Source organism: Duncaniella freteri (assembly GCF_004766125.1).
In the GTDB taxonomy this organism is placed as follows: Bacteria; Bacteroidota; Bacteroidia; order Bacteroidales; family Muribaculaceae; genus Duncaniella; species Duncaniella freteri.
This window is the reverse complement of the sequence record NZ_SJSA01000001.1, coordinates 724,550-739,405: the sequence shown is the minus strand read 5'-3', so window position 1 is coordinate 739,405 and position 14,856 is coordinate 724,550. Positions and strand designations below refer to the sequence as shown.

The following is a 14,856-nucleotide window of genomic DNA, read 5'->3' as shown; positions in this document are numbered from 1 at the left end:
GAAGCTTCCATCCCCGCCCTGATTTAAGTTATAAGATGATCTTATCTGATTCGTGGGGCTATAAGTGGGGATAATCTACCGTATAATGAAGCCCGCGTGACTCCTTGCGTTCTTTGGCCTGACGCATTATGAGGTAGCCTACGTTGATGATGTTGCGTAGTTCGCATATCTCGCGTGATGCTTTGGAGCATTTGAACAGTTTCTCGGTCTCTTCATATAGGATGTCAAGACGGTTCCAGGCACGGTCGAGCCGCAGGTTGGATCGCACGATGCCTACATATGTCCCCATGATCTGACCTACCTCTTTGATGCTTTGGGTTATGAGCACCATCTCTTCAGGATGGCGTGTCCCCTCGTCGTTCCAGGCAGGCACATCGCTACGGAAATCGTAATGGCTGATATGCTCCATGGAGTGTCGGGCTGCCGCATCGGCATACACTACAGCCTCGATGAGCGAATTGGATGCGAGACGGTTGCCTCCGTGGAGCCCTGTGCAGGAACATTCGCCTACGGCATAAAGTCGTCTGATGGACGACTCTCCGTTAGTGTCGACTTTTATGCCTCCGCACAGATAGTGGGCGGCTGGTGCCACAGGGATATAGTCCTTGGTGATGTCTATGCCGAGCGACATGCATTTCGCATATATGTTGGGGAAATGCTTCTTGGTTTCCTCCGGGTCCTTGTGAGTCACGTCGAGGTACACATGGTCGTCGCCGTGGAGCTTCATCTCAGAGTCAATGGCTCGTGCCACAATGTCGCGTGGCGCGAGTGAGAGCCGGGGATCGTATTTTTGCATGAATTCCTCGCCGCGCTTGTTGCGCAACACCGCTCCGTAACCTCGCATTGCCTCGGTGATGAGAAATGACGGCCGGTCGCCGGGATGGTAAAGAGCTGTGGGGTGGAACTGTATGAATTCCATATCCTTGACAGTTCCTTTGGCGCGGTATACCATGGCTATGCCGTCGCCGGTGGCGACAAGTGGATTGGTTGTGGTCTGATATACGGCTCCGGCTCCTCCGGTTGCCATAAGGGTCAATTTTGAAAGGAATGTGTCGACTTCTCCTGTCTCGGTGTTGAGCACATAGGCTCCGTAGCATGTAATGTCGGGTGTGCGGCGGGTCACAATCTTGCCGAGATGATGCTGGGTGATTATCTCGATAGCGAAGTGGTGCTCGTAGACATCTATATTTTTGTTGGCGCGGACAGCTTTGATAAGCGAGTCCTGGATTTCAAAACCGGTGTTGTCGGCATGATGGAGTATACGGAACTCCGAGTGTCCTCCTTCTCTGTGCAGATCGAATGAGCCGTCCTCTTTCTTGTCAAAATTTACTCCCCAATGGATCAGTTCTTCGATCTGCGACGGGGCATTTCTTATCACTTTCTCCACTGCTTCAGGATCGCTGAGCCAGTCGCCTGCCACCATAGTGTCGTGGATATGTTTTTCAAAGTCATCGACCTTGAAGTCGGTCACCGACGCTACGCCTCCCTGGGCGAGAGCGGTGTTGGCCTCATCGAGTGTGGTTTTGCACACTAATGCAACAGTGCCGTGGCCGGCTACCTTTAGGGCAAAGCTCATTCCTGCAATGCCTGACCCTATTACGAGAAAATCATATTTTCGTGTCATATTTTCACATCGTTGGGGAGTGACTCCGGTAAGAGAGTGCGCTCGTATGTATCCGCAAAGTTAATGAATTTTGTATTGTCCTGATTTTTTTATGGCAATAAATTTTGAGTGACGAATAAAAAAAGAATCGGGTCATCATCTCGACGACCCGGTATCTTTAACCTTAAATCTAATACCATGAAAACACAGTGCAAATAATAGTAACTACATCCTTATAACATACCTTATCGGAAAAAGGTTCATTGCTAAGATGTTTTTTACTAAAAATTTTTATACAGCTTTAAATAATTGTGCCGAGAGCGATGAATAAAATAGGGACAAGGCGTCGTTATGCCTTGTCCCTGAGATTTTTGCCTATCTCGATGAGAGAGATGGATATGCTGTCGTCAAGAGTCTGTTAGTTATTGTCTTTTTTAGGATAGGTGTATGTGAGGCTTGCGTTTACGTGGCACGGCTTGATGGGGTGCTGCGGATTGAGGGCCTCAAGGTCTATGTCGAATGACATTGTGGTATTTCCCTGCGGTACGAAAGTGCGGGTCTTGATGTTGGATATGCTGCAATCCTTCATTACACCTGCAGCATCTTTAAGCTCGATTTTTTTGTCTTCCTCGGTAGTTATTGAGAAACCGTTGGAGTCAACCTTGACAGGGAGATTTTCTGCACTTAATGTCACTGTTGACATTGATGAATTGAATTTCACGTCAAATAGGGTGAGTGATGCAGTGAGTTTCTGGCTGTCGGTCTTGTCGGGGGTGAGGACGATCCTGACTACGGCATTGTTATAGGTGTAAGGTTCGTCGTCCGATTCAGGATTGAGCGGGGTTGATATAATGTCGTCGGCAGGGAAATAGTAAGAGTGGGGGAATGCTGAGATCTTATAATTGTTGCTGAGATTGCTTGCTGTGAAATCAAGCTTATAGATTGGGGCGTAACCGAGCTGTCCTGATATAGAGATGCTTCGTTCGATAATGCTGAATGACACATTGTTGAACATTATCTGGTCCTCTTGTCCTTCCGGGGTGAGGAGGCTGCCTTTGAGATTGTAGCTGTAGTCGGTATTGCTGATTGTCAGCGGCATTGCCGGGAGGCGGTAAGTGAGGTTGGACCCATTGGGGGTGAATTTGATATTGCTCATGCTCATTACGCCAGTGCCTTCGGTGAAGTTGATGTCGATAATGTAGTTGGGGGCTGTGGTTATGAATGGATGTTCGGGGTCATTCATGTCGGTGACCACATTGAAGCACATGTTGTTGCCGTAGTTGATGGTGGTCTTTTGGGTGTTGTCACCATCAGAGTTGAGGCAGGAGGTAAAGGTGATGGCGGGTACTAAAAGAGCCGCTGATAGAATTGTCTTTTTCATTCTTGAGTAGGTATGGTTTTCTAAATTTATGTCGTGATATAAAACGCGCTGGTTTATTGTTTATTGCAGTGCATTCTGCGCTATAATGCTAAATAACACCAAGAAGTGTTAACAGGATCGGATGCATACTAAATATTGTCGATGTGAACGCGCAGTGTTATGCCGGCGCAGAGAGGTTTGCCTCTCTGAAAGAAGTTGTTGCCTATGGATTCGTAACGGAATACGTCAAACTTTGTATCGGTAAGATTCTTTCCCCACAGATCGAGTGAATAGCGAGAGTGCTCTAAGCGTATGGATGCTCCGAGCTCCGCATAGAATGGTTGACGGTATATGTTCATTTCGTCCCAGTATATCGAGCCTGTCCCGCGCAGAGTGGGGCAGAAGCTTATGGCTTCGACCATCGATGAGCGCACTGGCATGCGGTAGGCAGCCGAGAGGAAGAGTGTGTTGGATGGCGCATAGGGGACACGCTTTCCTGAAAGATCGTCGTGTCCGTCAAAGAAATGGCGGAACGTAGCATTGGTGTATCCGTAGGCAAGGTCGAATCTCCATCTTGCCGATGGGGTGTATCGCAGAGTGAGTTCTGCTCCTAATGAGCGCGTGCGGCCGGCATTTGCCATCATGCGTCCTGTGCCGTCTCCTTCAGGAAAGACTGTGACTTGCTGGTCACGCACATCAATGAAGAATGCTGAGAATGTGGAGTAGACCCTGCCTTGGTCGCAGGAGAAGTGCCCTCCGAGCTCATAGTTCCATGAGGTCTCCGGTTTGTAGCTTACGTATTGGTCTACGTCAGCTTCCTCTCCGTGCCCTGCCACTGCCATCATTTTGGACTGAAGGATATTGCTGAACATCTGTGTGTTGAATCCTCCAGCCTTGAATCCTTTGGCTACGGATAGGAATACAGCTGAATTCTTCATATTGTATGTCACAGAGACGTTGGGTAGTAATTCGCGGAAGGATTTCTTGAGTTTGCCGTAATCGTCGATTGCTATTTCCTGGGTTAACAAGGGGATCATTCCTGCCTGCCCCATCATTCTGTACATGGTGGCAGAGGTGTTCACATTGCTGTGATATGAGAGAGCAGTCTGCTCGTAGTCGAAGCGCAGAGAGGCTGACAGGGTCCATTTCCCAAGGTCGAGTGTACTTCTGTGGTACACTGCTATCCCTTTGGTGGGTGTGCGGAAGTCGTTTCCGAGGATGAATTCGTCATCATTCCATCTCAGTTCCATCCCTTCCGGTAGTTTTGAATTTATGTTCTTGAGTATAAGGCGGTCGATGCCGTCCTCCTTGAATGTCACAGGTGCTGTCATGCGGTTGTGCTTGTAGAAGCCGAACACACCTGCAAGCCAGGAATAATTGCCTGCATTGCCGCGTATCACTATGTCCTGTGTCACACTCCTGTCGTATTGGCGTTGGGTAAGAGTGAAGTAGCTGTCAGGGAGGAAGTCCTGATCAAGAGTCATGTTGTCTTTGAGATACTGTAGTCCAGTAATGGACGCGATGCTGAAGTGGGGACCTATCCACCTTACGGTGAGTCCGTCGGTGACGGATGTGCGACGGTAGAAGCATGTGTCATTGTAATTGATGTCACCTGTCTCGACATAGGCATATGGGTAGCCGCTCTGCTTTGAGTGTCCTGCCGAGAGCACATTTTCTATGCTCAACCGGTCAGTGGGACGCCACACGGTTCTCCATCTTCCTGAGAAGTCGGTTGTCCCGTCGGCGTGTTTGCCGTTGTGGAGATTTCGGAAATATCCGTGAGTGTGTGATGCATATCCGTTGATGCTCATGCCCAGCCGTGGTGCGAGCTTATGATATACCCCCATTCCGGCGCGGTAGGCTCCAGGCAGGCTCCCCTCAGCCATGAACCTTAATCCCTGATATGAAAGAGGAGAGAGTGTATAGACATTGATGAGTCCGGCTATGGTGTTGCGTCCGTAGAGTGTCGACTGCGGACCGCGGAGCACTTCGATTCGCTCCACATCAAGCATATCGAAATCATAGCTGTTTTTGTTTAGGTAGGGGATGTTATCGATATTTAGTCCGACGGCGGGTTGGTCTATGCGGGTGCCAATGCCGCGCACATATATCGAAGATGTCATTCTGGAGCCGTAATCCGGCATATAGAAGTTCGGTGCGATCTCGCTCACGCCTTTCATGCCGCTCACGTTGAAACGTTCGATCTGCCTCTGATTGATGGTGGTCACTGTGACAGGCTGCCTCATCAGCGATGAGGAATGTTTGATAGCTGTGACACTGACTTCACCGAGGGGTGTGGCTGAGGTATCGGCAGGAGCGTAGGTTACGTTTGTAGGCGATTCAGCCCCTTTGGCTCCTGACATTACGGAGAGCAGGATTAATGTTGTTAGTATATGCCGCATTGTACGAATTGTTCACTAATATGAATATCAGTGTGCAAAGGTACACATTTATTCATCACTCCGCAAATACTTTAAAATAGTGATATGTTTGTCGGTTGTTTATTTTGTAAAAAACACAAGGACAAAACGACATAGGAAACAAAAGGTTTCCCATATCATTTTGTCCTTGTGGATTTATTGTAATGAGGGAGTGTTACTACTTGGTAACTCGCTCAAGCCATTTTACCATCGCGAACATGATGCCCATGGATATGATACATACAGCGAGGAACACTGACCATGCTACCCAGATGGGAGCCTTATTGTAGATCAGCGGGCCGATCCAAAGCATGAGGTTGCCTACGGCTGTAGCTCCGAGCCACAGACCCTGACAGAGGCCCTGCATGTGCTTGGGTGCCACCTTTGATACGAACGAGAGTCCGAGGGGAGAGATGAACAGTTCGGCTACTGTCATGAAGAAATAGTACAGGATGAGTACCCATGGTCCTGAAAGAAGCCCTGCCTTGGCAGCTTCGCTGAGGGCGCGGAAATCAGTGCCTGAAGGATAATTCATGTATACAGAGTAGATGGTGAGGAACAGGTAGGCGATACCTGCAAGACCCATACCTATAGCAATTTTGCGCGGGGTTGATATCTCTTTACCCTTTTTGGCGAGTGAGGAGAAGAGAAGTATGATTACCGGAGTCAGGACGATCACGAAGAACGGATTGACAGCCTGCCATATTTCAGGGGCGATAGTGGATGTGTCCACGAAGTCGCGGGCGAAGAGCGACATTGATGTTCCGTTCTGGTGGAATGAGAACCAGAAGAAGATCGCGATTCCGAGCACTGCGAAGAGGGCATACATTCTCTGCTTGATCTCCTTTGCCATAGCGGCTTTTTCTTCGGCTGTGTAGCTTGTCTCTTCGGCAGCCTCACGGCGTGCGGGTGAGGGCAGACCTTTCTTCACGGCGAGGAACACTCCAAGCGATATGAGCATGGCAGCTACCGAAGCAATGAACGAGTAGTGGATACCTGTGTTGAATACGTCAAGGTATTTTGTGCAGAACTCGGCTATGTCACCTCCCTGATGTCCTACCTGAGTGGCAAGGGCATAGAGGTTGTTCATATTCTCCTCGTTCATGGAGTCGGTGAGGTTCAGGTATTCATGGCACATTGCCGGGAACGACGCATTGTATGACATGCTGTTGGCGTTGAGCCACCAGCTGCGGAGCAATGGGGCTACGAACGGAGCGAGCACGCCGCCAATGTTGATGAACACATAGAATATCTGGAATCCTGAGTCGCGCTGTGAGCTGTACTTGGGATTGTCGTAGAGCTGACCGACGATTGCCTGAAGGTTGCCTTTGAATAGGCCGTTACCGAATGCGATAAGGAACAGAGCCACACATGTCACAGTGAGCAGCCATGAGGTGTTGCCCTCGGTGGCAAGCACCGGAATGGATAGAATAATGTAGCCAAATGTCATGACAAGAAGGCCCGAGATGATGGTGCCCTTGTAGTTCATGGTCTTGTCGGCGATATATCCGCCCACAAGGCTCAGCACGTAGATGCCGGCATAGAAGAAGGAATAGATAAGGGTGCTTGTCTCCTCGTTGAGTCCGAACTTGGAACAAAGGAACAGCACGAGCACGGCGTTCATGATGTAATATCCGAAACGCTCGCCCATGTTACTCAGGGCTGCTGGTATAAGGCCCTTGGGGTGGTTCTTAAACATAAATGTGATGATTGGTATTGGATTAGTTTTCTCTGAGTGCAAATATAAGTAAAAAGAATATTATTCCAAAATAAATTCGATTTCATCAAGCAATTGAATCGATAAAGTTTGGGTCAGCCGGCTGGCAGCCTGTCTTTCAGCTTTTACAAAAGGGTGCATAATATGGGCGATTTCTTTCGGTGACGGAAATCCTGCCTCGCGTCCGGCTGGGGATGAGGCTGTATTTAGAAGGTTGAACATCAGGCGCAGGGCTGTATATCTCACCATTTCCTCGTCTGATCCGGCTGCTTCGATGGCTAAGTCGATAGCCTCGGGGATGTGGCGGAGAAGCTTGAGGCATAGCACATCAGCCACTTCTGTCGTGGGTGCGGTACGTATCCATCGGGCAGCTGTTGCGGAGTCCATGTCGGCGGCAGGGTAGAGCATGGGAGCAAGCATAAGGCTCTCGCGGGTGCGGCGGTCAGCCCACAGTTCTTCAGCCAGATCTGCCTCATGGGGCTGCTCGGCAGCTATTTCTGTTATCTGTGGGAGATTGAGCCCGAATATGATCTTGTATTCAAGTCCGGCTTTGCGGAGTGTGTCAGCGATGATTCCGTTGCGCATAGCAAAGAATCTACGCTTTATTATCTGCATTCTGTTGTATTCCGGCATGGCAGGAGGATAGTCGTGAATGTTATTTTAGATTTTTGTTTCCGCAAAGATACGGAAAATATTGTAATATGGATTGGCATGGGGCTATGTGAAATCGGTTTTATGTTCCTGTCTCTCGATATTTTGGGAATTACTATATAAGTAGATGAATATTTGTCCTGTCATAAAATTTAACGGAATGAATCATAACAAATGCGATTGGTTGTGTGTTTTTCAAATAAATATCTACCCACTAACAATTATTATATTATGAGTACTAAGGAATCCTCTTCTCGTGTGTCGGTATGGCTCATTGTCGGTGTTATTGTTCTGATAGTGTTGCTGCTGGTGTGGCTTACTGTCGCCGATATTTTCGGTGATACCGATGTTGCAGCTTTCATAGCTCCGCACAGGTACTTGCTAAAACTCTTTTAACATTAGTGTAAGTGCTTGTTTCGCGAATTCTCATTACATTTGCATCAGATATTAACAAATTTAAATTAAAATAAACTGAAAATGAAACTTCTCAAGGTTATAGGTGTTCCGATGCTGGCAGTGTGCGTGCTCGGGATGACAGGATGTTCGTCAATGACCAATACCGGTAAGGGTGCCCTTATTGGCGGCGGGGCAGGAACTGGTGTAGGAGCCGGTCTCGGAGCTCTTATCGGTGGAGGCAAGGGTGCTGCAATCGGTGCTGCAATCGGTGCCGCTGTAGGCACAGGAGCCGGTGTGCTCATAGGAAAAAAGATGGATAAGCAGCAGGCTGAACTTGAAGCTGAACTTGCAAAGCAGGCGCAGATCGAAAAAACTACCGATGCCAATGGTCTACAGGCTATTAAGGTTACATTCAACAGTGGAATCCTTTTTCCCACCAACGGTACCACACTCAATGCCAACGCCAAGACTGATCTCAGCAAGTTTGCTTCATCGCTTATAAATAACCCTAACACAAATGTTCAGATATACGGTTATACCGATGACACCGGCTCGCTTGCTGTAAACGAACGAGTATCCACAGGTCGTGCCGATGCTGTGCGCAACTATCTTCTTAACAGTGGCGTTCAGGCAAACCGCCTCTCAGCTCAGGGACTGCCTATGCAGGATTATGTAGCGTCCAACTCTACCCCTGAGGGTCGTGCCCAAAACCGTCGTGTGGAGATCTATATCACCGCTAATCAGCAGATGATCGATGCAGCCAACGCCGGAACACTAAAGTGATCTAATCATCATCAATTCTAATATCGGTGGGGAACGGTTTCATTTGAATGAAAACCGTTCCCTGTTTTTATATGTAATTTAATCGCAATAAGCTATATCGGCGGAATAATGTGCAGTAAATAATGAAAACCGATACGGATTTTAAAGAGATATTAGTACCTTTGCGGTGAAAAATATTTTATATCATTTTCTAAAATGAGCGTAACGGTATTAGGAATCGAATCGTCGTGTGACGATACTTCGGCAGCAGTTATCCGCGACGGCGTGTTGCTCAGCAATGTAATAGCATCGCAGGATGTTCATGCCGAATATGGTGGTGTTGTGCCTGAGCTTGCTTCGCGGGCTCATCAGCAGAACATTGTACCGGTGGTGGACACTGCCCTCAAACGTGCCGGTATCGATAAGCACGACCTGTCGGCTATAGCATTCACTCGCGGACCTGGACTTCTCGGCTCGCTTCATGTTGGCACATCTTTCGCCAAGGGTCTTTCCCTCGGGTTGCGTGTTCCTATTGTGGATGTCAATCATCTTCATGGTCATGTGCTCTCTCATTTCATACGTCGTGAGGAGAATGATGTCGTGCCTGAGTATCCGTTCCTCTGTCTGCTTGTCTCCGGTGGCAACAGTCAGCTGATACTTGTACGCAATTACAATGATATGGAGATTCTTGGCCGCACCATCGATGATGCAGCCGGCGAGGCTTTCGACAAGTGCGCCAAGGTTATGGGACTGCCTTATCCCGGAGGTCCGCATATCGATCGTCTTGCAGCTGAGGGTGATGCCTCTAAATTCAAGTTTGCCAAGCCTCATATCCCGGGTCTGGACTATAGTTTCAGCGGACTGAAGACCTCGTTTCTTTACACGCTCCGTGACAATGTGAAGCTTGATCCTGATTTTATTGAGAAGAATCTGGCTGATCTTGCGGCATCATTACAGCACACTATCATAGATATCCTCATGGATAAGCTTGACAAGGCTGTAAAACAGACCGGAGTAAGGACTGTAGCTATAGGCGGAGGTGTCTCAGCCAATTCGGGTGTGCGTGATGCCGTCGCCGCCTATTGTCAACGGCGTGGGCTCACAGCTTTCATACCTCCGAGATTGTTTACTACCGATAATGCCGCTATGGTCGCTATAGCCGGTTATTATAAATATATCGACCGAATATTCTGTTGTTACGATCAGGTGCCGTATGCCCGCGTAGGAGTATGAGCACTGTGACTGTCTAATCTTGTAAAATAACTCTCCATGATGGGGAGAGATCTAATATGAAAGTATCCGTTATTGTCATTGGAGACGAATTGCTGATAGGTCAGGTTGTCGATACCAATTCGGGATGGATTGCCCGCCATATATCACCTTATGGATGGGAGGTGAATGATGTTCAGACCGTTGGAGACAACGCCGACGAGATACGTCGATCCATCGACCGGGCTTTTGAGCTAAGTTCGGTAGTGCTCACTACCGGAGGGCTTGGTCCGACTAAGGACGATATCACCAAGTCGGTGCTTTGCGATTACTTCGGAGGGGAGATGGTGACCGACAATTCCGTTACAGAGAATGTCAACCGTATATTTGCCCGCCGAGGCATAAAAATGAACCCTCTCACAGCGGCGCAGGCTATCGTCCCCAGTTCCTGCCGGGTGATTCAGAACCGTGTCGGGACTGCTCCAATCATGTGGTTTGAGCGTGAGGACGGTAAGGTGCTCGTATCAATGCCCGGGGTGCCTTTCGAGACATCCACAATGATGTCGGAGGCGGTGTTTCCTGCCCTGCGAGAGCGTTTTCCATCGCCGGTACATATAGAACATGCTGTTCTGATGGTCACCGACTACACTGAGAGCGGACTTGCCATGAAGATATCCGCATGGGAAGAGTCTCTTCCTGAACATCTGCATCTTGCATATTTGCCTAAGCCGGGGCTGATACGTTTGCGTCTCGACGGTCATCATGAGGATGTCGCTTTTATCAGAGAGGAGGTAGCTCGTGAACTGGCAGTCCTGAAAGATATTCTCGGTCCGGCAGTCCTTGCGGATGAGGACCTTACTCCGGCTGAAATACTTCTGAAAGAATGTATTGAAAAAGGTGTCACAATATCTACGGCTGAAAGTTGCACCGGTGGCAACATTGCCCATGAGCTCACACTTATTCCTGGAGCGTCAGAGGTGGTCAACGGTGGTGTGGTGTCATATAGCAATGGAGTTAAGGTAAATGTGCTTGGAGTCTCCGCTGCTGACATAGATGCGAATGGAGCGGTTAGCATACCTGTGGTGCGTCAGATGGCTGCCGGAGCTCAACGCGTAGCATCGTCACGCCTTGCAGTGGCGACAAGTGGCATAGCAGGTCCGGGCGGAGGCTCTGAGGAGAAGCCTGTAGGGACGGTGTGCATATGTGCGCGTCTTGATGACAAGGAACTTTACGAGACAGCTCATTTCAACGGTTCCAGAGCCCGCATAATCGACTCGGCTACCACCCGCGCTCTTATTCTGGCGATCAAGCTCATTAAAGAACTGTAATCATTATCCGATCTATACAGCATATCCACAGAAGCGAAATAAGCAGCTGTGGATATGCTGTATATGTAAATATAGTATTTCTGATGGTAGTTAATTGTGTGACTTGTCTTGAGAGATTGCCTGGTAGACAGTATCGGAAATGCGAGCCATTATGGCGGCAGCTTGCTTTTCGTTTCCGGCGAAGTCTTTCACAAGGATTACGAGTGTGTAGGATGTGCCGTCGGGAAGAGTGATGTATGCGGCATCATTGTGGGCTATAAGCCTGCCATTTTCATTGATGTATCCGGAGCCTGTCTTATGGGCTATGGTTATGCCATCCTTATTAATAAGCGGTGCGGCTATTCGGTCAGTCCCGGTAGAACAGCTACGCATTGTCTCACATATGAATTCCTGTTTTTCATGGCTTAGTATGCTGTCGGTGAACAGTCGTTCCACAAGCATTGCGACCCCCAAGGGTGATGAATGGTTATTGTAGCTTCTGGAATGATCGGACTGCATGTCGGATTCGCGTTCAGTGATTCTGAAACTGTTGCGCGGGATGAGAGTGGCTATGAAGCTGTCGGTTTCGGCTACGCTTACCAGCCGGTCAAACATCAGATTGCTCGCATTGTTGTCACTTTGCATCAGTGTGTAGCGTAGGAGTTCGCTTACAGGTGTGCTGAAGTGTTCATTATCATGCTCCTTAAGCATGGGGCTCCAGGTGTCGGGGTTGAGCGATGTGCGGTCAATCTCTATTATTGTGTCAAGAGGAGTGCCTTTTAGATCGAAAGAATGGCAGATGGCTACTGCCTGATGCATCTTAAAGACACTCATCAGGGCATATTTGTCAATGTCGTTGACTGTTACGGTGTCCTTGCTGTCAATGATGGCTGCTACTCCGATTTCTCCTGTCACGTCAGAGATGATTGCCGATATGCTGTCACGTAGGGCATCAGTGTCTGTTGCGGCATGGGTTACAGGATTGTTTGTGTTTCGTGTCGAGCACGAGGCAAGCATTGCGGCAGCGGCGAAAAGATATATCCGGAAGAAAAATTTTTTCATTTCAGAATATGGATTCATTAGTGTATGTGGTGAGCAGTTCAAGGGCTTTCATGCCCATGACTGAATTGCCTTTTTCGTTGAGACGCGGGCTCCATGTGGCAACGGCATATCGTCCGGGGTATACTGCCCCTATGCCTCCACCCACACCGCTCTTGCCTGGGAGTCCGACGAGATAGGAGTATTCGCCGGCATCGTTGTAGAATCCGCAGGTCTGCATTATGGCGTTTATTCGCTTTACCTGTGAAGCGGTGAGATGTATGCCGTTGAATAGGAATTCAGATTTCCTATTGGCAAACGGAAGGAATGCTCTTGAAAGCTGACGGCAATTCATCTCTACGGAGCATTGCATGAAGTAGAACCGGAGCACATCCTCGATATCATTGTCAAGGTTGCCGTAATATTTGAGCATATTGGCTATTGCTGCATTTATGTATCCTTTCTCACGTTCGGAGGATGCTACTTCATGGTTGTAGTCAATGGTAGGGTCATTTGATATTGCCCGCACGAATGCGAGATATTCCTCAAGTGGTGATTCAAGTTCCGACATAAGTACATCGGCAAGCACTATGGCTCCTGCGTTTATGAATGGGTTCTTGGGAATACCACGGTCAAGTTCAAGCTGTATCAGGGAATTGAATGCTGCTCCCGAAGGCTCTTTGCTGACCCTTGTCCATAATTGCTCTCCTTTGAGAGAGAGGCTCATCGACAGTGAGAACACTTTGGTGACGCTCTGTATGGAGAAACGTTCCTCCATGTCGCCATATTCGGTCACTATGCCATCGGTCGAGGTGATGCACATACCGAAACGGTCGGGGTTGACTTTGGCAAGAGCCGGGATATAGTCGGCTTGCCTTCCTATGTGGCGAAGAGGTTCGATCTCTATGGCAATCTCCTTAAGAATCTCGTTATAGTCTTTCATAGTGATAATGGTAGGAGATGGATAATTCCGTTTGAGTCAGAGGGTATATGGCTGGATGTGATGATTTTTCGGAGAGTTTGTAAAAATTGGGCGTGAGAATTCTCAATGATTCGGTAAAAATTACCGAAGTAGTTGAAACTTAAGTTAATATCTCGAATTGTCAAATACAAATGAATCGCCAAAGCGTTCATTATAAAAATCTTATACCATGAACGTATTGGCGATTCTCAAAGACTTCACCTTTCGGTGTAAGTCGGTATTTGAAAATACTACAACCAAGATGAGCAAAAGGTTCCTCAACTGGCTGATTTTAACAATACGCACTGTGGCGTTGATTCCGGGCAAAGTCAATTTTACCCGGCTGTCGCGCTATGGCGGTCGTACAGCCAAGACCTTTGCTTCCAATTTCAAGACATCCGTAGACTGGATGAAAGTCAACATAGGTATGGCGCAGGATTGTTTTGAGCCGGCCGATGACATGGCAGTGGCAATCGATCCGTCGTTCATTTCAAAGTCAGGCAGACTGACGTATGGCATAGGCCGTTTCTGGTCAGGGGTGGCACAACGTGTGAAACGCGGTCTGGAGATAATGGCGATCGGGGCAATAAGTCTGAGTAAACATACATGCGTGATGCTCGGTGCTGTCCAGTCACCGAACTTCAGGACTCTTGAATCTGAGAAACAAATGTCAATGCTTGGCTGGTATGTGGCACTTGTCAGGTCAAAGGCGACAGAGCTGCTCTCACTGACGGATATTCTGGTTGCCGATGCCTTCTTTTCCAAATATGAATTTGTGAATGAAGTGATTGGCATGGGATTTCGATTTGTCGGGAGATTACGTGCCAACTCATATCTGAGGTATCTGGCCATACCGGATTCCTCCGCCCCGCGAAGACGCGGCAGAAAGAAAAAGTATGGAGAGAAAGTGGATTTCTCCAACCTTGACATGTCCGTGTTCACTTCATTCATATATGAGGATTCCAAAGGAAACAAAAACCGATGTCACACGGCGGTCGTGCATTCGAGGGCATTGAAACGCGACATCCGTATCGTGGTCTGTCCGGTTGAAAACGCAGAGCCTCTTCTTTACTTCTCTACCGACACCAATATGAGGCCTGAAAAGATCATCGGTTTCTACCGCACCCGCTTTCAGATTGAGTTCGGTATACGCGATGCCAAGCAGTTTACCGGACTTCAGTCACAGCAGACCCGCGACAGGGAGCGGCTTGACTTTGCGTTCAATCTTTCCTTCACTGCCCTCAATGTCTGCAAAGAGGTCATAAGGAAGGATTATCCGGATCTTTCGGTAGCGCAGTTCAAACGGCTTATGTTTGAATCTTATCTCGCCTCAACAATTATTTCGACTTGCGGAAAATCTCCGCATCTAAAAATAATTCAGAAAATAAATCATCGGTTGACTCAGTTAGCGGCTTAGCCTAGGATGAACAAC

General features: G+C 48.3%; 12 protein-coding genes. 5 read left to right on the top strand and 7 right to left on the bottom strand.

Annotated features, from left to right (window positions below):
- Window positions 1-58 precede the first annotated feature (58 nt).
- The 5 genes from nadB to EZ315_RS03135 all read right to left on the bottom strand — a co-directional run bounded on the left by nadB (window position 59) and on the right by EZ315_RS03135 (window position 7,715).
- Window positions 59-1,624, bottom strand: coding sequence for an L-aspartate oxidase (nadB, locus tag EZ315_RS03155; RefSeq protein ID WP_135470542.1), 1,566 nt, complete (start codon window positions 1,622-1,624; stop codon window positions 59-61).
- A gap of 397 nt (window positions 1,625-2,021) precedes the next feature.
- A complete protein-coding gene (locus tag EZ315_RS03150) occupies window positions 2,022-2,984 on the bottom strand; it encodes a hypothetical protein (protein ID WP_135470540.1) in 963 nt (320 codons plus the stop codon).
- 128 nt (window positions 2,985-3,112) lie between these two features.
- On the bottom strand, window positions 3,113-5,365 hold the full coding sequence (locus EZ315_RS03145) for a TonB-dependent receptor (protein ID WP_135470539.1): 2,253 nt from the start codon (window positions 5,363-5,365) through the stop codon (window positions 3,113-3,115).
- A gap of 196 nt (window positions 5,366-5,561) precedes the next feature.
- Window positions 5,562-7,082 carry a peptide MFS transporter gene (locus EZ315_RS03140; protein ID WP_135470537.1) on the bottom strand — a complete coding sequence of 507 codons (1,521 nt, stop codon included), beginning with the start codon at window positions 7,080-7,082 and terminating at the stop codon, window positions 5,562-5,564.
- 60 nt (window positions 7,083-7,142) lie between these two features.
- Window positions 7,143-7,715 (bottom strand): DNA alkylation repair protein, encoded by a 573-nt coding sequence (locus EZ315_RS03135; RefSeq protein WP_170957445.1) that lies wholly within the window; start codon window positions 7,713-7,715, stop codon window positions 7,143-7,145.
- Between the two features lie 267 nt (window positions 7,716-7,982).
- On the opposite strand from EZ315_RS03135, the gene EZ315_RS16295 reads away from it, so the two are divergent.
- The 4 genes from EZ315_RS16295 (at window position 7,983) to EZ315_RS03120 (ending at window position 11,446) form a co-directional block, all read left to right on the top strand.
- The gene (locus tag EZ315_RS16295; protein ID WP_160652604.1) at window positions 7,983-8,147 is read left to right on the top strand and encodes a hypothetical protein; all 165 of its coding nucleotides are present in this window, start codon (window positions 7,983-7,985) and stop codon (window positions 8,145-8,147) included.
- A gap of 81 nt (window positions 8,148-8,228) precedes the next feature.
- Complete coding sequence (locus tag EZ315_RS03130) at window positions 8,229-8,930, top strand: OmpA family protein (RefSeq protein ID WP_135470533.1); 702 nt, start codon at window positions 8,229-8,231, stop codon at window positions 8,928-8,930.
- Between the two features lie 195 nt (window positions 8,931-9,125).
- Window positions 9,126-10,142 carry a tRNA (adenosine(37)-N6)-threonylcarbamoyltransferase complex transferase subunit TsaD gene (gene tsaD, locus EZ315_RS03125; RefSeq protein WP_135470531.1) on the top strand — a complete coding sequence of 339 codons (1,017 nt, stop codon included), beginning with the start codon at window positions 9,126-9,128 and terminating at the stop codon, window positions 10,140-10,142.
- Between the two features lie 56 nt (window positions 10,143-10,198).
- On the top strand, window positions 10,199-11,446 hold the full coding sequence (locus EZ315_RS03120) for a CinA family nicotinamide mononucleotide deamidase-related protein (protein ID WP_135470529.1): 1,248 nt from the start codon (window positions 10,199-10,201) through the stop codon (window positions 11,444-11,446).
- 90 nt (window positions 11,447-11,536) lie between these two features.
- Here the strand turns inward: EZ315_RS03120 and bla are convergent, their stop codons facing one another.
- Complete coding sequence (bla, locus tag EZ315_RS03115; protein WP_242452486.1) at window positions 11,537-12,487, bottom strand: class A beta-lactamase; 951 nt, start codon at window positions 12,485-12,487, stop codon at window positions 11,537-11,539.
- A 1-nt stretch (window position 12,488) separates the two neighbouring features.
- Window positions 12,489-13,406: a glutaminase gene (locus EZ315_RS03110; RefSeq protein WP_135470528.1), complete on the bottom strand. Its 918-nt coding sequence runs from the start codon at window positions 13,404-13,406 to the stop codon at window positions 12,489-12,491.
- Window positions 13,407-13,614: 208 nt separating this feature from the next.
- Between EZ315_RS03110 and EZ315_RS03105 the strand changes: the two genes are divergently transcribed.
- On the top strand, window positions 13,615-14,841 hold the full coding sequence (locus tag EZ315_RS03105) for a transposase (RefSeq protein ID WP_135469735.1): 1,227 nt from the start codon (window positions 13,615-13,617) through the stop codon (window positions 14,839-14,841).
- Window positions 14,842-14,856 lie beyond the last annotated feature (15 nt).

What these genes read in the sequence shown, in the direction of transcription:
- tsaD (WP_135470531.1), top strand. Translation starts at nt 9,126, where the DNA reads ATGAGCGTAACGGTATTAGGAATCGAATCGTCGTGTGACGATACTTCG.
- EZ315_RS03105 (WP_135469735.1), top strand. Translation starts at nt 13,615, where the DNA reads ATGAACGTATTGGCGATTCTCAAAGACTTCACCTTTCGGTGTAAGTCG.
- EZ315_RS16295 (WP_160652604.1), top strand. Translation starts at nt 7,983, where the DNA reads ATGAGTACTAAGGAATCCTCTTCTCGTGTGTCGGTATGGCTCATTGTC.
- nadB (WP_135470542.1), bottom strand. Translation starts at nt 1,624, where the DNA reads ATGACACGAAAATATGATTTTCTCGTAATAGGGTCAGGCATTGCAGGA.
- bla (WP_242452486.1), bottom strand. Translation starts at nt 12,487, where the DNA reads ATGAAAAAATTTTTCTTCCGGATATATCTTTTCGCCGCTGCCGCAATG.
- EZ315_RS03130 (WP_135470533.1), top strand. Translation starts at nt 8,229, where the DNA reads ATGAAACTTCTCAAGGTTATAGGTGTTCCGATGCTGGCAGTGTGCGTG.
- EZ315_RS03140 (WP_135470537.1), bottom strand. Translation starts at nt 7,082, where the DNA reads ATGTTTAAGAACCACCCCAAGGGCCTTATACCAGCAGCCCTGAGTAAC.
- EZ315_RS03150 (WP_135470540.1), bottom strand. Translation starts at nt 2,984, where the DNA reads ATGAAAAAGACAATTCTATCAGCGGCTCTTTTAGTACCCGCCATCACC.
- EZ315_RS03120 (WP_135470529.1), top strand. Translation starts at nt 10,199, where the DNA reads ATGAAAGTATCCGTTATTGTCATTGGAGACGAATTGCTGATAGGTCAG.
- EZ315_RS03145 (WP_135470539.1), bottom strand. Translation starts at nt 5,365, where the DNA reads ATGCGGCATATACTAACAACATTAATCCTGCTCTCCGTAATGTCAGGA.
- EZ315_RS03110 (WP_135470528.1), bottom strand. Translation starts at nt 13,406, where the DNA reads ATGAAAGACTATAACGAGATTCTTAAGGAGATTGCCATAGAGATCGAA.
- EZ315_RS03135 (WP_170957445.1), bottom strand. Translation starts at nt 7,715, where the DNA reads ATGCAGATAATAAAGCGTAGATTCTTTGCTATGCGCAACGGAATCATC.